The sequence below is a fragment of the Burkholderia sp. THE68 genome, from assembly GCF_009938265.1.
GTDB lineage: Bacteria > Pseudomonadota > Gammaproteobacteria > Burkholderiales > Burkholderiaceae > Caballeronia.
Genome location: NZ_AP022316.1, coordinates 266,214 through 288,580, shown reverse-complemented (window position 1 = coordinate 288,580; position 22,367 = coordinate 266,214). Strand labels below are relative to the sequence as shown.

23 protein-coding genes are annotated in these 22,367 nt (G+C 65.6%); 13 read left to right on the top strand and 10 right to left on the bottom strand.

The genetic code is table 11. The features are described from left to right. The first annotated feature begins 118 nt into the window (after window positions 1-118). The gene (locus BTHE68_RS14820) at window positions 119-598 is read left to right on the top strand and encodes a 2,4'-dihydroxyacetophenone dioxygenase family protein (RefSeq protein WP_162067103.1); all 480 of its coding nucleotides are present in this window, start codon (window positions 119-121) and stop codon (window positions 596-598) included. Between the two features lie 112 nt (window positions 599-710). Next, a complete protein-coding gene (locus BTHE68_RS14815; RefSeq protein ID WP_162067102.1) occupies window positions 711-1,562 on the top strand; it encodes a 3-hydroxybutyryl-CoA dehydrogenase in 852 nt (283 codons plus the stop codon). Here the strand turns inward: BTHE68_RS14815 and BTHE68_RS14810 are convergent. Both BTHE68_RS14810 and BTHE68_RS14805 read right to left on the bottom strand, forming a co-directional pair. Then, window positions 1,559-2,500, bottom strand: coding sequence for a glutathione S-transferase family protein (locus tag BTHE68_RS14810; protein ID WP_162067101.1), 942 nt, complete (start codon window positions 2,498-2,500; stop codon window positions 1,559-1,561). The genes BTHE68_RS14815 and BTHE68_RS14810 overlap by 4 nt on opposite strands. Window positions 2,501-2,553: 53 nt before the next feature. Beyond that, window positions 2,554-3,525 carry an alpha/beta fold hydrolase gene (locus BTHE68_RS14805; protein WP_162067100.1) on the bottom strand — a complete coding sequence of 324 codons (972 nt, stop codon included), beginning with the start codon at window positions 3,523-3,525 and terminating at the stop codon, window positions 2,554-2,556. Window positions 3,526-3,631: 106 nt separating this feature from the next. Between BTHE68_RS14805 and BTHE68_RS14800 the strand changes: the two genes are divergently transcribed. The 7 genes from BTHE68_RS14800 (at window position 3,632) to BTHE68_RS14770 (ending at window position 9,298) form a co-directional block, all read left to right on the top strand. After that, window positions 3,632-4,546 carry a LysR family transcriptional regulator gene (locus tag BTHE68_RS14800; RefSeq protein WP_162067099.1) on the top strand — a complete coding sequence of 305 codons (915 nt, stop codon included), beginning with the start codon at window positions 3,632-3,634 and terminating at the stop codon, window positions 4,544-4,546. Between the two features lie 139 nt (window positions 4,547-4,685). Beyond that, window positions 4,686-4,973 (top strand): YXWGXW repeat-containing protein, encoded by a 288-nt coding sequence (locus tag BTHE68_RS14795; RefSeq protein WP_232078031.1) that lies wholly within the window; start codon window positions 4,686-4,688, stop codon window positions 4,971-4,973. 205 nt (window positions 4,974-5,178) lie between these two features. Continuing rightward, window positions 5,179-5,760: an RNA polymerase sigma factor gene (locus BTHE68_RS14790; protein ID WP_162067097.1), complete on the top strand. Its 582-nt coding sequence runs from the start codon at window positions 5,179-5,181 to the stop codon at window positions 5,758-5,760. Then, complete coding sequence (locus BTHE68_RS14785) at window positions 5,757-6,197, top strand: hypothetical protein (RefSeq protein ID WP_162067096.1); 441 nt, start codon at window positions 5,757-5,759, stop codon at window positions 6,195-6,197. Before BTHE68_RS14790 ends, BTHE68_RS14785 begins: the two co-directional genes overlap by 4 nt. Continuing rightward, a complete protein-coding gene (locus tag BTHE68_RS14780; protein ID WP_162067095.1) occupies window positions 6,194-6,667 on the top strand; it encodes a periplasmic heavy metal sensor in 474 nt (157 codons plus the stop codon). The genes BTHE68_RS14785 and BTHE68_RS14780 overlap by 4 nt, the downstream gene beginning before the upstream one ends. 62 nt (window positions 6,668-6,729) lie before the next feature. Continuing rightward, window positions 6,730-8,145: a DUF1800 domain-containing protein gene (locus BTHE68_RS14775; RefSeq protein ID WP_162067094.1), complete on the top strand. Its 1,416-nt coding sequence runs from the start codon at window positions 6,730-6,732 to the stop codon at window positions 8,143-8,145. Window positions 8,146-8,149: 4 nt separating this feature from the next. Further along, on the top strand, window positions 8,150-9,298 hold the full coding sequence (locus BTHE68_RS14770; protein ID WP_162067093.1) for a DUF1501 domain-containing protein: 1,149 nt from the start codon (window positions 8,150-8,152) through the stop codon (window positions 9,296-9,298). 654 nt (window positions 9,299-9,952) lie between these two features. On the opposite strand, the gene BTHE68_RS14765 is transcribed toward BTHE68_RS14770, so the two are convergent. Genes BTHE68_RS14765 through BTHE68_RS14755 form a run of 3 tightly spaced genes read right to left on the bottom strand, consistent with a single transcriptional unit; the run spans window position 9,953 to window position 12,944 of the window. Further along, window positions 9,953-10,600, bottom strand: coding sequence for an ankyrin repeat domain-containing protein (locus BTHE68_RS14765; protein ID WP_162067092.1), 648 nt, complete (start codon window positions 10,598-10,600; stop codon window positions 9,953-9,955). Continuing rightward, on the bottom strand, window positions 10,597-11,205 hold the full coding sequence (locus tag BTHE68_RS14760) for a c-type cytochrome (protein WP_502710589.1): 609 nt from the start codon (window positions 11,203-11,205) through the stop codon (window positions 10,597-10,599). The genes BTHE68_RS14765 and BTHE68_RS14760 overlap by 4 nt, the downstream gene beginning before the upstream one ends. Continuing rightward, complete coding sequence (locus BTHE68_RS14755; RefSeq protein ID WP_162067091.1) at window positions 11,205-12,944, bottom strand: pyrroloquinoline quinone-dependent dehydrogenase; 1,740 nt, start codon at window positions 12,942-12,944, stop codon at window positions 11,205-11,207. Before BTHE68_RS14755 ends, BTHE68_RS14760 begins: the two co-directional genes overlap by 1 nt. 326 nt (window positions 12,945-13,270) lie before the next feature. Here BTHE68_RS14755 and ydiK point away from each other — a divergent pair, with 326 nt between their 5' ends. Beyond that, a complete protein-coding gene (gene ydiK, locus BTHE68_RS14750; protein ID WP_162067090.1) occupies window positions 13,271-14,443 on the top strand; it encodes an AI-2E family transporter YdiK in 1,173 nt (390 codons plus the stop codon). A 191-nt stretch (window positions 14,444-14,634) separates the two neighbouring features. Then, window positions 14,635-15,171 carry a DUF6572 domain-containing protein gene (locus BTHE68_RS14745; protein ID WP_162067089.1) on the top strand — a complete coding sequence of 179 codons (537 nt, stop codon included), beginning with the start codon at window positions 14,635-14,637 and terminating at the stop codon, window positions 15,169-15,171. Window positions 15,172-15,243: 72 nt separating this feature from the next. On the opposite strand, the gene BTHE68_RS14740 is transcribed toward BTHE68_RS14745, so the two are convergent. From BTHE68_RS14740 to BTHE68_RS14725, 4 genes are all read right to left on the bottom strand, one after another. Further along, window positions 15,244-15,954, bottom strand: a complete 711-nt coding sequence (locus BTHE68_RS14740; RefSeq protein ID WP_162067088.1) for a hypothetical protein — start codon at window positions 15,952-15,954, stop codon at window positions 15,244-15,246. Window positions 15,955-16,062: 108 nt separating this feature from the next. Next, window positions 16,063-17,214, bottom strand: a complete 1,152-nt coding sequence (locus BTHE68_RS14735) for an enoyl-CoA hydratase/isomerase family protein (protein WP_162068203.1) — start codon at window positions 17,212-17,214, stop codon at window positions 16,063-16,065. Between the two features lie 27 nt (window positions 17,215-17,241). Next, entirely contained in the window at window positions 17,242-18,948 is a 1,707-nt protein-coding gene (locus BTHE68_RS14730; protein ID WP_162067087.1) for an AMP-binding protein, read from the bottom strand. 28 nt (window positions 18,949-18,976) lie between these two features. Next, complete coding sequence (locus tag BTHE68_RS14725) at window positions 18,977-20,110, bottom strand: acyl-CoA dehydrogenase family protein (RefSeq protein WP_162068202.1); 1,134 nt, start codon at window positions 20,108-20,110, stop codon at window positions 18,977-18,979. A gap of 185 nt (window positions 20,111-20,295) precedes the next feature. Between BTHE68_RS14725 and BTHE68_RS14720 the strand changes: the two genes are divergently transcribed. After that, on the top strand, window positions 20,296-21,318 hold the full coding sequence (locus BTHE68_RS14720; RefSeq protein WP_162067086.1) for an AraC family transcriptional regulator: 1,023 nt from the start codon (window positions 20,296-20,298) through the stop codon (window positions 21,316-21,318). 63 nt (window positions 21,319-21,381) lie between these two features. Further along, complete coding sequence (locus BTHE68_RS36610) at window positions 21,382-21,543, top strand: hypothetical protein (RefSeq protein WP_174258042.1); 162 nt, start codon at window positions 21,382-21,384, stop codon at window positions 21,541-21,543. On the opposite strand, the gene BTHE68_RS14715 is transcribed toward BTHE68_RS36610, so the two are convergent. Next, on the bottom strand, window positions 21,544-22,215 hold the full coding sequence (locus BTHE68_RS14715) for a hypothetical protein (RefSeq protein WP_225936308.1): 672 nt from the start codon (window positions 22,213-22,215) through the stop codon (window positions 21,544-21,546). Between the last annotated feature and the right edge of the window lie 152 nt (window positions 22,216-22,367).

The window sequence follows — 22,367 nt, the reverse complement described above, 5'->3', positions numbered from 1 at the left end:
GCGGGACGATAGCAGATACCGGACGATCCGGCTCGGACGAAGGGGTCGTCCGTTCGGCCGATGTTCGCCGGGCTCCGCACTGCCTACAATGCACTGCTGAATGCCAGGAGCCGACACCATGCTGTTCGAACAGATCCAGACCACTTGCCTCAACGACGCGGACCTGCCGTGGGTGCCGTTCACGCCGTACAGCGCGCGCGTGCTCGTCAAGTATTTCAAGCTCGACCCGATCCGCGGCGAGGTCATCGCGCTCATGAAGGCGCCTGCCAAAGGGCAGATGCCGCGGCATCGCCATACGGGAACGGTGATCGTCTATACGGTCGAGGGACGCTGGAAGTATCGCGAGCACGACTGGATCGCGGAGCCGGGAAGCGTCGTATACGAAACGGCCGGATCGAGCCACACGCCCGAAGCGCTGCCGGCGGTTTCGCGCAGCGCGGATATCGTCACGCTCAACATCATCCAGGGCGAACTGCTCTTCGTGAACGACGAAGGCCAGGTGCTCGCCGCCGAAAACTGGCGAAGCGGCTGGGACCGTTACGCTGCCTTCTGTCATGCAAACGGCATTGCGCCGCGAGATTTGACGGCTTTCGGGTAACGTCGCGGCCCGCGTCGCTGGTTAGAATCGTCCCTGGACGCGCCGTGCGCGCTTTCGACCATTTCCGTTTTGCCGGCCGCTCGCGCCGGCGCAGATCAAGGAGGAGCAGGACATGACCATTCAGACCGTCGGCATCGTCGGCGCGGGAACCATGGGCAACGGCATCGCGCAGGTCGCGGCCGTCGCGGGCTTCAAAGTGGTGCTGATCGACGTCACCGACGCCGCGCTCGCCAAGGGCGTCGCCGCGCTCACGGGCAGCCTGGAGCGGCTCGTATCGAAGGACAAGCTGGAGGCGCCGGCGCGCGATGCGGCGTTGAAGCGCATCGAGACCTCGACCGATTACGCGCGCCTTTCCGAAGCCGACATCGTGATCGAAGCCGCGACGGAGAACGTCGAGCTGAAGAATCGCATCCTGAAGCAGATCGAAGGCGCCGCGCGCGCCGATGCGATCATCGCGTCGAACACGTCGTCGATCTCGATCACCGCGCTAGCCGCGACGCTCGCCACGCCCGAGCGCTTCATCGGCATGCACTTCTTCAATCCGGTGCCGCTGCTGCAACTCGTCGAAGTGATTCGCGGCGTGCAGACGAGCGACGAAACCGCGTCCGCCGTGCGCGAACTCACCGAGAAGCTCGACAAATCGCCGATCGGCGTGCGCAACTCGCCGGGCTTCGTCGTCAACCGCATTCTCGTGCCGATGATCAACGAAGCGTTCTACGTGCTCTACGAGGGCGTCGCGAGCGCGGAGGAAATCGACGCGGGCATGAGGCTCGGCGCGAATCATCCGATCGGCCCGCTCGCGCTCGCCGACCTGATCGGCCTCGACGTGTGCCTCTCGGTGATGGACGTGTTCCTCAAGGACTTCGGCGATTCGAAATACCGCGCGTGCCCGCTGCTGCGCGAGCTCGTCTCGGCGGGACGCCTCGGCCGCAAGACGAAGCGCGGCGTGTACCGCTACGACTAAGCCGCGTCGAACCCGAGCACCGGTCCGGCGGGCACGATGCCCGTCGGATTGATCGTCCGATGGCTCTCGTAGTAATGCCGCTTGATATGCTCGAAGTTCACCGTCGCGGCGACGCCCGGCATCCGGTAGATCTCGCGCACGTACGCCGAAAGATGCGGATAATCCGCGATGCGCCGCAGGTTGCACTTGAAGTGGCCGACATACACCGCATCGAAACGCACGAGCGTCGTGAAGAGGCGGATGTCCGCTTCGGTGAAGCGCTCGCCCGTCAGATAGCGGCGCGTGCCCAGACGTTCTTCGAGGAAGTCGAGCGTCTCGAACAGCGGCATCACCGCTTCTTCGTAGGCGGCCTGCGTCGTCGCGAAGCCCGCCTTGTAGACGCCGTTGTTGACCGTGTCGTAGATGCGCGCGTTGAGCGCGTCGATCTCGCCGCGCAACTCGTGCGAATAATAATCGCCCGGTTTCGCGCCGATACCGTCGAACGCCGAATTCAGCATCCGAATGATCTCCGACGACTCGTTGTTGACGATCGTCCCGCGCGCCTTGTCCCAGAGAATCGGCACGGTCACGCGCCCGGAATAGTGCGGATCGGCGGCGGTGTAGACCTGATGCAGAAAGCGCGCAGCGTTGATCGGGTCGGGCACGACGCCCGGCGCGTGGTCGAAGGTCCAGCCGTTTTCCAGCATCAGCCAGTTTACGACCGAAACGTCGATCATCCCTTCCAGCCCCTTCAGCGCGCGCATGATGAGCGTGCGATGCGCCCACGGGCACGCGAGACTCACATAAAGGTGGTAACGCCCCGCCTCGGCCTTGAAGCCGGTATCGCCATCAGCCGTCACCCAGTTGCGGAACGCGGCGTCCTTTCGCACGAAGCGTCCGCCCGTGGACGACGTGTCGTACCACTTGTCCTGCCATCGCCCGTCGACGAGAAGGCCCATTTCGATGCTCCCTATTTGCCGTCGCACGACGCGTGCGACGGCATCGATAGATATCAGTTGGATGAAGGCGCGTCGATGAAGCGCACGAGTTGCGCCATCGTCGCATCCGGCGCTTCTTCCATCAGCCAGTGGCCCGCGCCCGGCACGACCACGCCCTGCACGTTCGTCGCGACGAGCTTCGCCTGATCGATCAGGAACGTGCCCGACGCGCGCTCGCCGGTAAGGACGAGCATCGGCATGGCGAGCGGCGTTTTCGCGAAGGCGGCGAAGTCCTCCGCGTCTTGCGGGAACGCGTGGAAGTATTCGAAGCCCGCGCGCATGCGGCCGTTGCGCGCATATTGCGCCGAATAATAACGGCGATCGGCTTCGCTCACAGAATGCGCGGGATCGGCGGCGAAGTCGTTCCAGAAATGCTCGAAGAAGGTGCGTTCGCGGCCCCGCACGAGCTTTTCCGGCGTGTCGCCGTAGAAGTTGAAGTGCCATTTGTCGCGCAGCAGCCAGACTTTCTGCCAGTCGCCAACGCCGGGCAAAAACGCGTCCATCAGCACGATGCTTTCCACTTCGTCGGGATACTGCGCCGCGTACGCATACGCGACCATCAGCCCGATGTCATGTCCGACGAGCTTCACCTTGCGAAATCCGAGCGCCTGCACCATAGCGTGGATGTCTTGCGCGAGCGTCTTCTTGTCGTAGCCGGAAGCGGGCATCGCCGAGCCGCCGGCGCCCGGCAGATCGGGCGCGATCACCACGCGCTCGCTCGCGAGACGCGTCATCAGCGGCTGCCACATGCGGCTCGTTTCCGTGTAGCCGTGCAGGAGCACGACGGGCGTCGCATCGCCCTGCCCGGCTTGCAGATAGTGCAGTTCGACGCCGTTCGCGTCGATCGTACGCGACTGGATCGCGCTCGCGGCGGCGGACGGTTGCGGCGCGCGCGGCGCGTTCCCGGCATGCGCGAGCGGTTGCAGGGCGGCGGCGGCCAGCAGCACGCCGGCGGCACGGCGCATCGTGTGAAGGAAGGCTTTCATCGTTCAGCTCCATCGAAGGTTGGTTGGTTCGATGAAGCTCATATTGGACCGCCGCGCCGGTTTTGCCGTACGATCCGGACGATGAACTCGTTCGATGGAGTCGAACATGTTGTCAGAGGACGAACTCTCGCTGCTCGACGCGATCCGCGAAACCGGCAGCCTGTCGCGCGCCGCGGCGCGGCTCGGCAGGGCGCCGTCGACGGTCTCGCATGCCGCGCGCCAGCTTGAAACGCGCTTCGACGCGTTGCTGTTCGACCGGCGCCGCTATCGTCTGCAGTTGACGCCCGCCGGTCATCTGCTCGCCGACGAAGCGTCGCGCCTGATGCTCGACGTGTCGCGGCTCGCGCAGCGCGTCAAACAGATCGCGAGCGGCTGGGAAGACCGGCTGTGGATCGTCTGCGATGAAATCCTCGAATTCGAGACACTGCTGCCGGTCGTGCAGGCCTTCGATGCGCTCGACTCCGGCGTCGCGCTGCGCATCACGCACGAAGTCCTGAGCGGCACCTGGGAAGCGTTGCGCGACGGCCGCGCCGATCTGATCGTCGGCGCGACCAACGAGCCGCCCGCGATTCCCGGCCTGCGCTGGTTCGAACTCGGCGTGATGCAGTGGGTGTTCGCGGTGTCTTCGCGGCATCCGCTCGCGCAAGTGGACGGGCCGCTCAGGCGCGAGCAGATCGCGGCGCATCGGGCGGTCGTCGTCGCGGATTCGTCGCGATCGGCGGGACGCGCGTACGGCTTGCTCGGCGGCCAGGCCGCGTTCGCCGTGCCGACGATGCGCGCGAAAATCCTCGCGCAGCGGCACGGACTGGGCACAGGCTGGGTGCCGCGGCATCGCGTGGCAACGCTGCTCGCGCGCGGCGAGCTCGTCGAAAAGGAAACCGCCGATCCGCGCGAGCCGAACGTTCTGTATGTCGCCTGGCGTGGAGATCACGAAGGCCGCGCGCTGCAATGGTGGACCGAGCAACTGCGTCAGCCGCGCCTCGCGAAACGTCTCGTCGACGGACTGGACGCGTTCGCGTAAAAACCGGTTACAAATTCGCCGCCGCAAGCGCGACGGAAATCGCCGCGCCACTGCGTTCAATGTCTCGTCGCAACCTGAAACGACGGGACACTTCATGAGAAAAACACCTTCGCCGCTGCGTGCGGCGCTTGCGGCCGCGATGCTCGCGCCGGTCATCGCGGTTTCATTCGCTGCCCTGCACAGCGAGCCCGCGCACGCGCAGGCCATCATCATCGCGCCGTCCGCGCCACCGCCGGCCCGCGTCGAAGCGCCTCCGCCGCCGCGCGCCGGTTACGCATGGGATCCGGGCCACTGGCGCTGGGCGCATGGCGGCTACGTCTGGGCGCCGGGACACTGGCGGCCGGTGCGCGCGGGTTATCGCTGGATTCCGGGACATTGGGTGCAGCACGGGCCGAACTGGCGCTGGGTCGAAGGGCACTGGGCGTGACACGATCGAATCGAGGTGGCTCATCATGCTGAAGGCATTGCTTGCGGCCGCGCTGGTCGCCGCGACGCTGACTGGCTGCGTCGTGTATCCGGCGCGGCCTGTCTACTATCGCGGGCCGGTCGTCGTTTACTGAGGATGCGGGCGAAGGCGTCGATTCGCCTCGCCCGCGAGCAGTCCGACATGCGCAACGAGACCCGACACCACATTGAACGAAGAAGAAGATCCGGATACCGCGCTCATTGCCCGCGTCGGCAATCGGGAAGCGGGAGCCGTCCGCGAGATGGTCGCGCGCAAGCTCCCGCGCATCGTCGCGCTCGCGGCGCGCATGCTCGGCGACCGTGACGAGGCCGACGACGTGGCTCAGGAAGCGTTCCTGCGCATCTGGAAGATCGCCCCGAAGTGGCGGTCCGGGTCCGCGCGCTTCGATACGTGGCTGCATCGCGTGACGCTCAATCTCTGCTATGACCGTCTGCGGCGTCATCGGGAGACGAGCGTGTCCGATGACTGGCCGGAGCAAGCCGATCTCGCGCCCTTGCCCGACGAACGTCTCGATACGGCGCACGCGAGCGCGCACATTCGACGGGCGCTCGCCACGCTGCCCGCGCGTCAGCGCGAAGCGCTCGTGCTGCAGTACTACCAGGAACTGTCGAACGCGGAAGCGGCGGCGGCGATGGGCGTGAGCGTCGAGGCGCTCGAAAGCCTGCTCGCCCGCGCGCGGCGCAACCTCAGGACCGCGCTTGCGGATCTCGCGAACACCGGCGACGACGCCCCGAAGGAACATCGATGACACCCGAACGATTCCGACAACTCACGGAGGCCTACGGCGCGTCGCCGGAACGCTGGCCTGCGGGCGAACGCGACGCGGCGCTCGCGCTCGTGCATGCGGGCGACGCGCAGACGCTCGCCGCGCTCGCCGAAGCGCACGCGCTCGACGGCATGCTCGATGCACACGCCGTCGCCGCGCCGAGCCCGGCGCTCGCGCGGCGCATCGTCGCGTCGGCGCCGGCGCAACCCGCGCGCGCCTTCTGGCGGCGTCCGCGCATCTGGTTCTCGGGCGTGGGGTTCGTCGGCGCGGGCGCGGCGGGCGTCGCGGCGGGCGCGCTGCTGGTTTCGCTGCTCGTGCCCGCACCTGCGCCGGGCGACAGCGCGCATGGCGGCTGGTTCGAGCAATCCTATTCGGGCACGGCCTTCGGCGGCGCCCCTTCCGACTGGAGCGATCAATGAGACCACGCACGCTGAAGACGCTCGCGGCGGTGTCGCTCGTGCTGAATGTGTTTCTGATCGGATCGATCGCGGGCGGCGCGTATCGATGGTTCGCGCAGCAGCGCACCGAGGCCGCGCAGCCGCGCGGCATCCGCTTCGCCGCCGCCGATCTCTCCGCCGAGCGCCAGCGCCAGTTGCGCGACGCGTTGCGCGAGACGCGCCGCGCGAGCCTGCCGCTGATCCGCGATGCGCGCGACGGGCGTATCGATCTCGCGCAAAGCCTCGCGGCGCGCGACTTCGATCGTCGTGCGCTCGACGATGCCCTCGCCCGCACGCGCCAGGCCGATGCCGCGTTGCGCGCGCGTATCGAAGGCACGGTCGCGGACTTCGCGTCGACGCTCACGCCCGACGAACGGCTGAAGCTCGTCGCGGCGATGGAACGTTACGGTCCGCTGCGCGCCCTTCCACCCGACGCGCGGCCCAAGCAATGAATCGCGCGACGGATTTTCCGCGCACCAGCGTTTAACCGGCATCGAGCACTTCGGAGCACGTCATGGCCATCGCGCCGTCACTCTCGCCTGCCGCCATCGCGGTGAACCGCTTCGGGCTCGGCGCGCGTCCGGGCGAGCCGCTGCCCGCCGATCCGCGCGGCTGGCTCATCGAACAGGCCGATCCACCCAAGAGCGCGTACCAACCGATGCCGTCCGCGCTGAGCAGCCAGCCATCGAGCGCCGCGCTCGCCGCGCGTTTCGCCGAGCGCCAGCGCGCGCTGCGCGACGCGAGCGACGCCGACAAGCCTGCCGTGCGCAAGCAGTACAGCGAACAGATTCGCGACGCCTACCGCGATGCCGTCGATGCGCGCATGACGAGCGCGCTCACGACGAACACGCCTTTCATCGAACGGCTGGTGCATTTCTGGGCGAACCATTTCGCCGTGTCGATCGAAAAGCCGCCCGTCGCGATGCTCGCCGGATCGTTCGAGAACGAAGCGATCCGCCCGCATGTGCTCGGGCGTTTCGAGGACATGCTCGTCGCGGCCGAGCGGCATCCGGCGATGCAGATCTTTCTGGATCAGGCGCGCTCGGTCGGACCCGACAGTCCCGCCGCCGCGCGCGCCGCGATGCGCAATCCCGACAACCAGCGCGGGCTCAACGAAAACCTCGCGCGCGAGATCATGGAGTTGCATACGCTCGGTGTGCGCAGCGGCTACACCCAGGCCGACGTGACCGAGTTCGCCCGCGCGCTCACCGGCTGGAGCCTCGGCGCGATGACGGCAGCCGCGAACAATCGCAACGATCCGACGCCGCCCGGACAGTTCGTGTTCCGTCCGCGTCTGCACGAGCCGGGCGTGCGTACCGTGATGAGCACGCAATACGCGCAGGTTGACGAAGCGCAGCCGCTTGCCGTGCTGCACGATCTGGCGAACGCGCGCGCGACCGCGCATCACATCGCGGAGAAGCTCGCGCGCCATTTCATCGCCGATACGCCGCCGCCCGCGCTCGTCGATCAGCTCGCGAACGTCTTCAGCGATACGGGCGGCGATCTGCCTTCGGTCTATCGCGCGCTGATCGACGCGCCGCAGGCGTGGCAGCCCGCGTCCGCCAAGTTCAAGACGCCGTGGGACTGGACCGTCTCATCGCTGCGCGGACTCGGCCGCACCGATCTGCAAGGCGTGCGCGCCGCGCCGCTGCTCACACAACTAGGCCAGCAGGTCTGGCGTCCCGGCTCGCCCGCCGGTTACGACGATATCGCCGCGAGCTGGGCCGCGCCCGATGCGCTCGTGCGCCGCGTCGAGCTTGCGCAGCGCTTCGCGGCGCGCGCGGGTGACCGGCTCGACGCCCGAACGCTCGGTCCGCAACTGCTTCCCGGTTCGCTGTCCGATGCGACCGCCAATGCCGTGTCACGCGCCGAAAGCGCGCCGACCGCGCTCGCGCTGCTGCTCGTGTCGCCAGACTTTCTGAGGAGATGAATCCATGCTGACGCGTCGCCAATTCCTCTGGTGCGCGGGCGCGAGCGCCGGCGCGATGCTCGTCGCGCCGCAGTTCGTGTTCGCTTCCGCCGACACCGAACGGCGCTTCGTGTTCGTGATCCAGCGCGGCGCGGCCGACGGGCTGAACATCGTCGTGCCTTACGGCGATCCGGCTTACGCGACGTTGCGCGGGCCGCTCGCGATCGACGCATCGGGCGCGACGAAGCTCGACGGCATGTTCGCGCTGCATCCGGCGCTTGCGCAGGTCGCGCAGATGTATCGCGACAGGCAGGCGCTGTTCGTGCACGCGGTCGCGTCGCCGTATCGCGAGCGCTCGCACTTCGACGGCCAGAACGTGCTCGAAACCGGCGGCAACGCGCCGTATCGGCTGAAGGACGGCTGGATGAACCGCCTTCTTTCGATGCTGCCCACGCCGCGCGCCGATGCCGTCGCGTTCGCGCCGACCGTGCCGCTCGCCTTGCGTGGCCGCGCGGACGTGACGTCGTACGCGCCGTCGTCGCTGCCGCAGGCGCCGGACGACCTCATCACGCGTGTTTCGCAACTCTATGCGGGCGATGCGCAGCTCCATCCGCTCTGGGATGCCGCAATGCAGGCGCGCGGCCTCGCCGCCGATGCGGGCGCGCGTCAGGACCCGGCGAGCCTCGGCAAGCTCGCGGCGGGCTTTCTGAGCAAGCCGGACGGCCCGCGCATCGCGATGATCGAAACCGGCGGCTGGGACACGCACAGCGCGCAGAACCCGCGCCTCGCCGCGCAACTGAAGGCGCTCGATACGATGCTCGCGGCTTTGCGCAATGGACTCGGCGAACATTGGGCGAACACGACGGTGGTCGTTGCGACGGAGTTCGGCCGCACTGCGGCGGCGAATGGCACGGGCGGCACGGATCACGGCACGGCGTCGGCGGCGATGATCGTCGGCGGCGCGGTGGCGGGCGGGCGCGTGATCGCGGATTGGCCGGGACTCGCGAATGCATCGCTCTATCAGGCGCGCGACCTCAAGCCGACGATCGGGCTCGATGCAGTCATCGCGAGTGCGGCGGGAGAGACCTTCGGGATCGAGCCGGAGCGCGTCGGCGCGATGCTGTTTCCCGATTCTGGCAGTCGGCGATTGGGACAACGAATTTTGATCGGCTGAGACTCGAGTTGGGGTTTTCGCCGGATCCCGTATTCGCGTCGGTTTATTGGCGTTGCCCCTGTGCGGGGCGGCAGTCACTTTCTTTGCTGCTGCAAAGAAAGTAACCAAAGAAAGCAGCCTGACACGCCCGCGGTCACACGCAATTTGGGTGTTCTTCTCGTTGTTCGTGGCCTCTGTAGCGAGTGCCCTCACAGGCCTAATCGGGCTTGGACCGCGCACGGTCTGACTAGCTAGTTGTTTAAGCGCGCTGGTTCAGCACGAAAGAGTTCCGGCACAGCGCTACGCGCTGCCGTCGGGTATGCAAGGGAAACCGACGAAAAAAAGGGAAACGCAGAAGCACACGCAGACCCGATTGACCCATCGGCCGCGAAGCAGGCTGGAGCCATTTGGTGCTGAACCAGCCACGCACGCGGCCCGATGTGGCAGACCGTGCGCGGTCCAAGCCCGGTCAGGCCTACGAGGGCACTCGCTACAGAGGCCACGGGCGAGGAGAAGAATACCCAAATTGCGTGTGACCGCGGGCGGCTCAAGCTGCTTTCTTTGGTTACTTTCTTTGCAGCAGCAAAGAAAGTGACTGCCGCCCCGCACAGGGGCAACGCCAATAAACCAACACGCTAACGGGATCCGGCGACAACAACCAAAGCTCCCCCACTCTCACCCTTTCGCCAACAACGCCGCAACATGCATCGATCCGGTCTGCTCCGCGATATCCTTCGCGGTCATCCCGCGATCATCGCGCAGATCACGTTGCGCACCACGCGCAAGCAGCATCGACGCGGTCTCTTCCTGATCATAGCCCGCCGCCCACATCAACACCGTGAGGTGATTGCGATAGGCCGCGTTCACATCGACGCCCGCATCGAGCAGGCGCTGCACGACAGCCGTATGCCCGCGCCCAGCCGCATACTCGATTGCGGTCTTGCCGACGCGATCCGTCGCGGCGGCATCGGCATGATGCGCGAGCAGCAGCGCGGCGATTTCGTCGTTGCCGGTGAAGGCCGCGGCCATCAGCGGCGTGATGCCCTGCACGTCCGCCTGACTCACCTTCGCGCCGCGCTCGATCAACATGCGCGCCATCGGCGCCAAGCCCTTCTTGCACGCGCTGATGAGCGGCGTGTCGCCGATGCGGTTGCGCGAATCGATCGCCGCGCCGTCATCGAGCAGACGCGTGACGGCCGCCTGATCACTCTCGCGCACGGCGGACAGCAGGCGTTCGTTGAGGGCGTACGCATCGGTCTGCGCGTGCGCGGTCGTCGAAAGCGCCAATGCCAGCAGCACGCAGCGGAGTCGTTTGACGCTCATTGCAGATTCGCGATGTAGTTCGCGAGATTTTCGATGTCCGCGTCGGTCAGATTCTTCGACACGCTCGTCATGTTGCCCGCGTCGTTGGTGCGCTTCCTGTCGCGGAAGTCCTGCAACTGCTTGACGATGTACGGATACTGCTGACCGGCCACGCGCGGAATTTCGTTTTGCCCCTTGAAGCCGCCGAGATGGCACATCGTGCAGAGAATCTCTTCGGACTTCTTCCTGCCCGCTTCGACTTTCACCGGATCGGCCTTGAAGTCGGTGGCGATGAGCTTCTGCGCGGCGAAGTAATCGGCGAGGTCGTGCATGTCGGCGGGCGTGAGGTTCTCGGCCATCGGCGACATGCGCGGATCGCTGCGGCGGCCCGCCTTGAAATCGCGCAATTGCAGATAGAGATAGCGCGATGTCTGTCCCGCAAGCGATGGATAATCGCCCGTCGTCGAGCTGCCGCCCAGGCCGTGGCAACTCGTGCAGATCGCCGCCTTCGCCGCAACCGCCTGCGAATCGGCGCGCGCGAAGGACGGCAGCGACAACAGCGCGCACGCGACGATCCACAGCACGTACACGAGCCAGACGCGCAGGCGTTTCGAGCGCACCGTCATCAGGGCAGCGCGAACACGAGCAGGCTGTTGCCGCGCTTGAAGTCGAGCTGCGTATTGCCGCCCGCCGCGACCGCGATGTACTGCTTGCCGTTCACCATGTACGACACCGCCGGCGCATTGACGCCCGCGCCACACTGGAACTCCCAGAGCTTGCGGCCGGTCGCGGCGTCGAAGGCGCGGAACAGCCCGTTGCCTTCGCCGTTGAACACGAGCCCGCCCGCGGTGGCGAGCACGCCGCCGATCAGCGGCTGGTCCGTCTTGAAGCCCCACGCGATCTTGCCGGTATCGACGTTGACCGCGACGAGCCTGCCCCATTGCTGCTCGGACGGAATCGTCTTGAACGCGCCGCCGAGCCACAGCTTGCCGCCGGGATACGCCGCTTCCTCGACCTGATACGTCATCGGCTGATGCAGGTTCGCGGCGTAGGCCATGCGCGTCTTCGGGCTGAAGGCCATCGGCGACCATTCGACGCCGCCGTTCGCGCCCGGCAGCATGCGCGCGCCGGTCGCTGTCGGCAGGGTCCAGACGCCTTCCTGCGGAATCATCGCGTCGGAGATGCGGATGATCTTGCCGTCACGCCGGTCATGCACATAGACGAAACCGGTCTTGCCGCCGTGGATGATGCCCGGGATCATCTGTCCGTTCTTGTCCTTCACGTCGATGAGAACCGGCGGGCTCACCGCGTCGAGATCCCACACGTCGTGCGCGATGTACTGGGAATGCCACTTGTACTTGCCGGTATCGAGCTCGATGGCGACGAGCGAATCCGTATAGAGATTGTCGCCGGGACGAATCGCGCCATAGAGGTCCGGCGACGGATTGCCGACCACGAAATACACCGTGCGCGTTTTGCGATCGACCGCGGGCGCCATCCACACGCCGCCGCCGAGCGTCTTGTTGAAGTCCGTGCCCTTGTCCGCGAGCGTCTTCTTTTCGGCGGCGATATCGCGTTTCATGTTGCGGCCGACGGCGTCGTTCTCGGCCCACACGCCTTCACTGCCCGTGTCGGGGATCGTGTAGAAGGTCCACAGCAGCTGGCCGGAATTCGCATCGAACGCCTTCACGAAGCCGCGTATGCCGTACTCGCCGCCGTTCGTGCCGATCAGCACCTTGTCGTCGACGACCACAGGCGCCATCGTCTCCGAATAGCCTTCTTCGGGATCGGCAATCTGCGTCGACCACAGCACGTTGCCGGTCTTCGCGTCTAGCGCGACGAGCTTCGCGTCGAGCGTGCCCATGAAGAGCCGGTCGCCCGAGATCGCTACGCCGCGATTGTTCGGGCCGCAGCAGAAGGTCGTGACCGGACCCATCTTGTGCTTGTAATGCCAGAACTCCTTGCCCGTCACCGCGTCGATCGCATAGACGTGGTTGTACGACGTGGTGAGAAACATCACGCCGTTCGAGACGATCGGCGCGGTTTCCATCGACTCCATCACCGCCGTCTGGAAGATGAACGCGGGCTTGAGCTTCGCCACATTCGATGTGTTGATCTGCGTCGCGGGCGCATAGCGCGTTTCGGCATACGATCCGTTCGAATGCAGCCATGACGCGCTGTCGCCCGCGGCGCCGTCGAGTTGCTGCTGCGAGATGGGTCGCAGTGAACTCGGGACCGGCGATGCTTGCGTCGTATTGGCGTTCTGGATTTCTTCGGCGGCTTCGATTCCGGGCGATGTCACGATCCCGAAAGCACCGATGGCAACAATGAGCGGGACAAGCGAAGTACGGGAAAAACCGGCCATGTCAGTCTCCCAAATCGTTCTTGTGTCGGCCTCGTGGTGCGCGGCGGAACATGCCTGCTCTCTTCTACGCCCGCAAAAAAGCATAGGCAATTTAAAAACGCATTTCCAGAAACATCGAAAGGCTGCGATGAAGGGTATGTCAGGGGCAGGCACGCGACGATTTTTAGTAGTATGGATTGGAGTGCCGTTATGATTGCGCCCGTCATGCCGGTAGCAGCTTGCCGTATCGCCGGCTTTCGCTTATCGCTTGTTCATCTTCCGTTGCGCGCCATGTCTTGACGTTTTCCTTTCGCGCCGCATCGATATTCACTTTCATCGGACGCACCATGCCAATCCCATCCAACGGGCAGCCGACACCGAATCCCCGCCAGCCGGTGGATATCGCGCGCATCCTGCTGATCATCACGATCCTGACCGCGCTCACGGTCGGCAGCCTCTACATCCTGCGCCCGTTCCTGCCGGGCCTCATCTGGGCGACGACGATCGTCGTCGCGACCTGGCCGCTGATGCGCGCGGTGCAGCGCCGCTGCGGCAACCGCCGCTGGATCGCGACGACTGTGATGCTGCTCCTGCTGCTGATCGTGATCGTGCTGCCGCTGTATCAGGCGATCTCGACGCTCGCCCTGCATGGCGGCGAGATCATGGCCGCCGTCAAGAGCCTGCCGAGCTACGCGTTGCCGCCGCCGCCGGGCTGGATACACGATATCCCGCTCGTCGGGCAGCGCATGTCGACGGAATGGCAGACGCTCTCGGATGCGGGCCCTGGCGGCATGCTCGCCAAGCTCGAACCTTACGTGACGATCGCCGCGCGCTGGATGCTCGCGCATGCCGCGGTCGTAGGCGTGTTCGTGATGCACATGGTCATCACCATCATCATCTCCGGCATTCTGTACATGAACGGCGAAGCGGCGGGACGCTTCGTCGTGCGCTTCGCGACGCGCATCGCCGCGCAGCGTGGCGCGGAAGCCGTCAAGCTCGCCGGCCTCGCAATCCGCGCGGTGGCGCTCGGGATCGTCGTGACGGCGGTGACGCAGTCGGCCTTGGGCGGCATCGGGCTCGCGCTCGCGGGCGTGCCGGCGGCGGGCATCATCACGGCCATCATGCTGATGCTGTGCCTCGCGCAGATCGGCCCGCTGCTGCCGCTGCTCGGCGGCGTCGCATGGCTGTTCTGGCACGGCGCGCATATCACCGGGTCGCTGCTGCTCGTGTGGTCGATCATGATCGCGATGCTCGACAACTTCCTGCGGCCCATTCTCATCAAACGCGGCGTGAATCTCTCGATGTTGCTGATTCTTTCCGGCGTACTCGGCGGCATGTTCGCGTTCGGAATAGTCGGATTGTTCATCGGCCCCGTGATTCTCGCGGTGACGTCGACGATTTTGAATGCCTGGATCAACGAACAGCCGCCGTTGCCGCAAGTCGAAGCGATGACCAACGACGAATCTGCGAAAGCCGCGCCCACACAGGCTCTCGCGGATGCATCGCGGCCGCGGACTTAACTGATAAATATATTCATGCTTTGTCGCATTTGATTGAAACAATCAGATTAGGCCTAAATCAAGAATTAAGACTCTTACGAAAATGAGATTTTCTCCGAGTAAATGCGGTGTTTCAAAGAAATTCGAAGGTAGCTATCCGTTACAATGCAATCCTTTGTTATTTGCCCGATTGAGGGCGTAGGGGATTGACCATGTCTCTGCGCGACGTGGGCGCCATCGATTACATCGGAGTGAACATTCTCTTCAGGCGCGTATATGTCGGGCTCTTCGACGAGCTCGACTGGCGCGATGAAAGAGAACATCAGGATTTGCTCACGAAGAAAATCGACCGCTACATCCGTTATATCCGTTCGGGTAAATTGCTCTTGAATTACCCGAAAGTCCGCGGCTATGAGATCGTGGTCGAATACGTCTCGCACCATCCCATGACGCCCTCGGCGGTCGAATTCTGGAAGTCGCGCGAGCGCCTGCTGCATGAAGCCGGCTACGCGGTGCACATTCGCGGCGTGGATGTGCGCCATGCGCTCGGCATCAGCGTCGACGAACCGGAGCACGTCAATGCCGAGCCGGTCGAGCCGCCCGCGCTCGAAGTGCTCGATCCGGACCCGCTCACGCAGCAACTGGCGGATGTCTCCGATATCTCGTACCTTCCGCCCTTGACGCCCGAGCGCCGGCCGCACGCGCTGCCCGTGCTCAGGCGTCTTGCGATGCGGCATGCGACCGGATAGCGGACGGAATCGCTTCTACAAAAAAGCGGCGAGGCTCATGTGAGCCTCGCCGCTTTTTCTTTGCGCGTCACATCACTTCACGCCGCTCAACGCCGATGTCGCGATGGACGGCACCGAGATGCCGTTGGCGTTCGCATACTGCACCGCTTGCGTGAGCGTCTGCACGAGCGACTGCAACTGTCCCGGCGCCGATTGCGCGATATAAGTCGCCGCCTGCGCCGTCGCCGGATTCGAGCCGGCCTGCAGGAGCGAGGACATGTTCATCGAATTCGCCACCGAGCCGAGATTCGATTGCAGGCCGGCGTACTGCTTCACGCCCTGGCCCAGCGACGCGAGGCCATCGCTGAAGGTCTGCTTGCTCGCGGCAGTCGGCGGCGTCGCGGAGCCGCTCGACAATGCCTGCAACAGCGATTGCGACACGCTTTGCTGCGTGCCTCCGAGTTGCGACAGCACGCTCGTGCTCGGCACGCCGCTGCCGCCCGACGCGCCCGACAACAGCCCCGCCGCCGATTGCGCCTGACTCGCGACGCCCGACATGCCCATCGCCGAAGCGAGGTTCGATTGTCCCGACAGCACCTGCTGATTCGCGCCGAGATAGCTCTGCACGAGCGAATTCATGGCCGAAGGCTGCGCCGCGCCGTTTGCGCCAGCCGCCACGTCGGACTTGCCGCTGCCGAAGCCGAATTGCTGAAGATTGATCTGTGCATACGATGCGGCCGGCGCGATCAGCGCGAATGCGATGCCGGCCGACAGAAGCGCGCGCCGTGACGTGCGGTTCGGCATGATGGGTTCCTCCTCTTGAATTGTCCGATGATCAGTGAGCCCTTTCGACCATCGGCCATTTCGACGGTTCGCCGCAGAAACATTTGCTTGCGAATTCCGTCAGGAGATTCAGGCGCCCAGCTCCGCGAGCGGATGCATTTCCCTGCGCCACGGCGACGAGAGAAAGTGCTGCACGCGCTCGGCGCGCACTTGCGAAAGCGTCGACGGCGCGAAACGCGGGCGCTCGTCCTTGTCGATGATGAGCGCGCGCACGCCTTCGACGAAATCGCCGTCGTCGATAGCGCGGTACACGATGCCCAGTTCCATGCGAAAGCAGTCCGCCAGCGTCATCTGACGGCCGCGCAGCAACGCGTGACAGGTCACTTCGAGCATCGTCGGCGAGTGGCTGGCGAGGGTGGCGAGCGTCGCGCGCGCCCACTCCGAATCGTCCGTCGCGAGCGAGGCCGCGATGCGCTCCGCGCCGCCCGTCGCGCACGCGGAGAAATGACGCCTGATCTGCGCGCGGATATCGTCGAGCGGCGCGTGGCGTTCGATATTCGCGCCCGGCACGAACACGCGCTTCAGTTGTGTCATTGCGTCTTGCGCATCATCCCAGCGCAGCGCTTCGAGACGCTCGACGAAGCCGCGCAGCCATGTCGACGGCACGCACTCGTCCGCGAGCCCGACGCGTTTCGCATCGGCGCCCGAAAGCCGCGCGCCCGTCAGTCCGACGTAAAGCGCGAGATCGCGCGGCAACACGCGCAGGAAGTGCGTCGCGCCGACGTCGGGCAACAGCCCGATGCGCGTTTCCGGCATCGCCATGCGCGTGCGCTCGGTCGCGATGCGCAGCGCCGCGCCTTGCGCGAGCCCCATGCCGCCGCCCATCACGATGCCGTCCATCAGCGCGATCACCGGCTTCGCAAAGCGATGCACGGTGTAATCGAGCCGATATTCGTCGATGAAGAATTTCAGCCACGGCGTTTCGTGATGCGGATCATTGCGCGCGGCGTGATAGAGCTTGCGCACGTCGCCGCCCGCGCAAAACGCCTTGTCGCCCGCGCCGCGCAGCACGACCGCGACGATCGAATCGTCCCCGGCACAGCGGGCGAAAATCTCCGTGAGGAGCGCGATCATGTCGTGCGACAGCGCGTTCAACGCGTGCGGACGGTCGAGCGTGACGATCGCCACCCGGTTGACGATCTCGACGCCGACTTCAGGCGCGGCTGTCGCATTGGCCGGCGTGCGGGCGAGACGAATCGCGACGGCCGCACCGTCGTGCATGACTTCGATCATCGTGGGGATTCCTGTTCAGTCGGCCTTGCCGGTCTGCCGCAGCTCCGGGAAATCCTCTTCCCAGAACTCGAACTCGCCGCGCGCGCCGTTCTGCGTGCGCGCGATTTCCTGTCGGCGCAGATCGACGCGGCGGATCTTGCCCGAAATCGTCTTCGGCAACTCCGCGAATTCGAGGCGGCGAATGCGCTTGTACGGCGCTAGCCGCTCGCGCGAGAACGCGAACACACTCTTCGCGAGTTCAGGACCGATCGAATAGCCGTGGCGCAGCGTGACGAACGCCTTCGGCACCGAAAGACGCAGCGAATCGGGGCTCGGCACCACGGCTGCTTCCGCGATCGCTTCGTGCTCGATCAGCACGCTCTCCAGCTCGAACGGGCTCAGCCGGTAATCCGACGACTTGAACACGTCGTCCGCGCGGCCGACGTAGACGAAATAGCCATCCGCGCCCCGCGCCGCCACATCCGACGTGCGATAGAAGCCGCCGCGCATCGCGTTCTCGGTGGCCTTCGGATTGTCGGCGTAACCGGTCATCAGGCCGAGCGGCGGCGGATCGAGCGCGAGCGCGATCTCGCCCTCCTCCGCCGGATTGCCGTCGGGATCGAGCAGCGCCACGCGATAACCCGGCAGCGGACGGCCCATCGAGCCGGGCACGAGCCGCTGGCCCGGCGTGTTGGCAATCTGCGCGGTGGTTTCGGTCTGGCCATAGCCATCGCGGATCGGCACGCCCCACGCGGCCTGCACGCGCTCGACGACTTCGGGATTGAGCGGCTCGCCCGCGCCGACGATCTCGCGCAGCTTCACCTTGTACGATGCGAGCGGCTCCTGCACGAGCATGCGCCACACGGTCGGCGGCGCGCAGAGCGTCGTGACGTCGTGCTTCACGAGCACATCGAGCGCGCGGGCGGCATCGAAACGGCTGAAGTTGTAGATGAACACGCATGCCTGCGCGTTCCACGGCGCGAAGAAACAGCTCCACGCGTGTTTCGCCCAGCCGGGCGAGCTGATGTTCCAGTGCACGTCGCCGGGTTGCAGGCCGATCCAGTACATCGTCGACAGATGGCCGACCGGATAGCTCTGATGCGTGTGCGCGACGAGCTTCGGCTTCGACGTCGTCCCCGACGTGAAGTAGAGCAGATACGGATCGTTCGCATTCGTTTCGGCATCCGAAACGAACTCGGGCGATGCATCGTAGGCGGCTTCATACGCGAGCCAGTCGCCTTGCGCGCCGCCCACGGCGATGCGCAATCCCGGCACGTCGATGCCATCGAACTTCCGTGTCTCCGCCGCATCGACGATCACGTGCTGCACACCGCCAAGCGCGATGCGATCGCGCAGGTCGGCGCTCGCGAGTTGCGTCGTCGCGGGCAGGACGATCGCGCCGAGCTTCATCGCGGCCAGCATCGTTTCCCATAGCTCGACGCGGTTCGGCAGCATCAGGAGGATGCGCTCGCCGCGCTTCACATTCAAACCGCGCAAATGATTCGCGACGCGCGCCGAGCGCTCGCTCATCTGCGCGAACGACAGGCGCGTCTCGCTGCCGCCTTCGTTGACGATATGCAGCGCGGGCGCATCGTTGCCGCGCGCCATCGGATCGAAATAATCGAGCGCCCAGTTGAAGCGGTCGAGCGACGGCCACTTGAACTCGCGATACGCGGTGTCGTAATCCGTGCGATGCGCAAACAGAAAGTCTCGCGCTTCGATGAAGCTGCTGGCGTCGTTCATTGCGTCTCCGTGTATTCTTTTAGCGCTGTCAAACGTTGCGTGCGATCACCATGCGCTGCACTTCGCTCGTGCCTTCATAGATCTGCGTGATGCGCGCATCGCGATAGTGACGCTCCACCGGATAATCCTGCAAGTAACCGTAGCCGCCGTGAATCTGGATCGCATCGGAACAGACGCGCTCGGCCATCTCCGACGCATACAGCTTCGCCTGCGACGCCTCCGACAAACACGCGATGCCTTCCGTACGCATGCGCGCCGCGTGATGAATCAGCAGACGCGCGGCATTGATCTGCGTCTGCATGTCGGCGAGCATGTTCGCGACCGACTGATGCTCGTGGATCGGCTTGCCGAACTGCACGCGCTCTTTCGCATACGCGCGTGCCGCATCGAAGGCCGCGCGCGCGATGCCGAGCGCCTGCGCTGCGATGCCGATGCGCCCGCCTTCCAGATTCGACAACGCGATCTTCAGACCCTCGCCGCGCTTGCCGAGCAGATTCGCGGCGGGAATCGCGCACTCGTCGAAGGTGATCGGGCAGGTATCGGAGGCGCGGATGCCGAGCTTGTGCTCCGGCGCGCCGACATTGAAGCCGGGCGTATCCGTCGGCACGATGAAGGCCGAAATGCCGCGCTTGCCGAGATCGGGATCGGTGACGGCGAACACGATCGCCACGCCCGCGCGCTTGCCGTTCGTCACGAACTGCTTGCTGCCGGAGAGAACCCACTGGCCGTTCTTTTCGACGGCGCGCACGCGCAGGTTGTTCGCCTCCGAGCCCGCCTGCGGCTCGGTCAGGCAGAACGCGCCGATGATCTCGCCGCTCGCGAGCTTCGGCAGCCATTCGGCTTTCTGCGCATCCGTGCCGTAGGCGAGAATCGGACCGCAGCCGACGGAGTTGTGCACGCTCATCAGCGTCGCGCACGAGGCGCAGCCGGCGGCGATCTCTTCCATCGCGAGCGCGTAGGCGGTGTAGTCGCTGAACGTGCCGCCGAGTTCGGCCGGCACGATCATGCCGAGCAGGCCGAGTTCGCCCAGTTGCCGCACGACGGCGTCGGGGATCGCGCCATCCTTGTCCCACTGACCGGCGTTCGGCGCGAGCACTTCGGTTGCGAACTGGCGAGCCGCGTCGCGGATCATGCGCTGCTCTTCGGTGAGGAATGCGTCGATCATGTTTCGATTTCGGTGATTGGGGCTGGGCGGCGAGCCTCGCGGCATCGATCGTGTAAACTTTCTGGCCGCCGCTCGCCCGGTCGATGAGGGGCGAAGGGGCCGGCTGAGCACGAGTCTAGGCAATCGCCGGACGTTAGCCTATGCCCAAAACGATCACGCTAACTGAGCGCTTTGGCCACCTAGTGACAACCCCAAGTCCGAAAAAGAAGATCGAGCGCGACTCGATTTCCGTCAGTCTCGTCGAAGCGGCGTTGCGTTGCGCCGAGGCGCGCGGGGTCGCGCGCGAGACCTTGCTGGCCGCGGCGGGCATCGCGCCGGCGACGCTCGATTCGCCGCGCGCGCGCGTGTCGCCCGTGCAGTACGGCAAGCTGTGGAACGCCACCGCCGATGCCCTCGACGACGAATTCTTTGGCCAGGACGCCCACCCGATGCGGCGCGGCAGCTTCGTGCTGCTGTGCCACGCGGCGCTGTCCTCGCGCGACGGCGCGCAGGCACTCGCACGCATCGCGGGCTTCATGCGGCTCGTGCTCGACGAACTGAGCTTCGAGCCCGACATCGACGAAAAGCGCGTGCGCGTCTGGCTCGACGACAAGGGCGCGGAGAAGTCCATGTTCGCCTACGCGACGGGTTTCATCCTCGTGTACGGGCTGCTGTGCTGGCTGGTCGGGCGGCGCATTCCGGTGCTCGCCGCGCATCTGCGCTGCGCCGAGCCCGCTGCCCGCGACGAATACCGGCTGATGTTCTGCGACGACCTGCGTTTCGACGCGCCCCGCTCGTTCGTCGACTTGTCGGCGGACTGCGCGGCGCTGCCGGTCGTGCAGACGCCCGCGACGCTCAAGCGCTTTCTGCGGGATGCGCCGGCAAATTTCATCGTGAAATATCGCAATCCGGACTCGCTGGCGGCGCGTATCCGGACGCGTCTGCGGCAGACCGCGCCGACCGACTGGCCCGAGGCCGAGAGCATCGCGGCGGCGCTGAACATGGCGGAAGCGACGCTGAGGCGGCGGCTGAAGCAGGAAGGGCTGACCTATCAGACGATCAAGGACGCGCTCAGACGCGATCTCGCGATCGCGCGCCTCGCCCACACACAGCAGACGATCCCGCAGATCGCCGATGCGCTCGGCTTCGCCGAACCGAGCGCGTTCCGGCGCGCGTTCCGGAAGTGGACGGGCGTGCGCCCCGCGGATTACCGCCGGGAGGGCTGACTGCGCGGGCGCATCGAGGCTGCTATATTGAATCGACCATGACTTCGCATCACGGAGCGCGCCATGACGAAAGCCAGCCGGGATGAACGTTCGAAACAGGAGCAGCCGAAACCGGACAGCGAAGAGGACTTGCTCGACGAAGCGCTGGAAGAAACCTTTCCCGCGAGCGATCCGATCGCGGTGCATCCGGAGCCGGATCTCCCGAAGGACGGCAAGAAGAAGTAGTTATTCGCCCGCCTCGGGCTCGTCCGGGCTCGACAGCAGCATCACCAGCTTCTCGACATGCTGATGTAAAAGTTTCACGTGCTTGTCGATCTGTTCGAGACGCCCGGTCAGGTCGGCCTTCGCCGCCTCGCTCATGCGATCCGAGGCGATCAGCTCGTCGACCTTCGGCTGCATCGCGTCGACCTGCAGCAGGCCGAGCTGGCGCTCCAGGCGGCGCAAATCCTGTGAAAGCAGTTCGCGATTCTTGCGAAAGAGCAGATCGCGGCGGTTGACCTCGGCCTGCTGCTGGGCAAGATCGGCGACGCGGCGCGTCGCTTCGGTCTGGGACAACAGCGGCTCCGGGCCGCGCAGCACCGAGCGCTTCGGCGCGGGATGCGCCGTGCCGCGAAACACCGCCATCGGCGTTTCTTCGTCGATGGCGCGCTGTACGTCGCGCGGAACCTCGCTCGCGGCGCGGCGTTCGTCCATCCAGTGCGGCGGCAGTCCGGTCACGAGTTCGATGCCGCGCACGAACTCCTCATTGAAATCGCGTTGGCCCGCGACGATCAGCTTCATGAACGTCGGCGAGAAATTCATCATGCGTGCGAGGCGTCCGGCGCCTCCCGGCGAACCGACCAGAACATTCAGGTTGGCTCGCCAGACAACGAACAGCGTTTCATCGAAATCTTCCATGAACAGGCTCCAGGCAGACCGGCGCGCCCGAAGGTGCGCGCCGGCGTTGCGCGCGCGAGATCCGCGCGCGTGCATATCCGGTTCCCGAATATCGCTGCGCACCTCGACCGGTGCGCCGTCCACATACCGCATAAAACACCATACTAACGTCG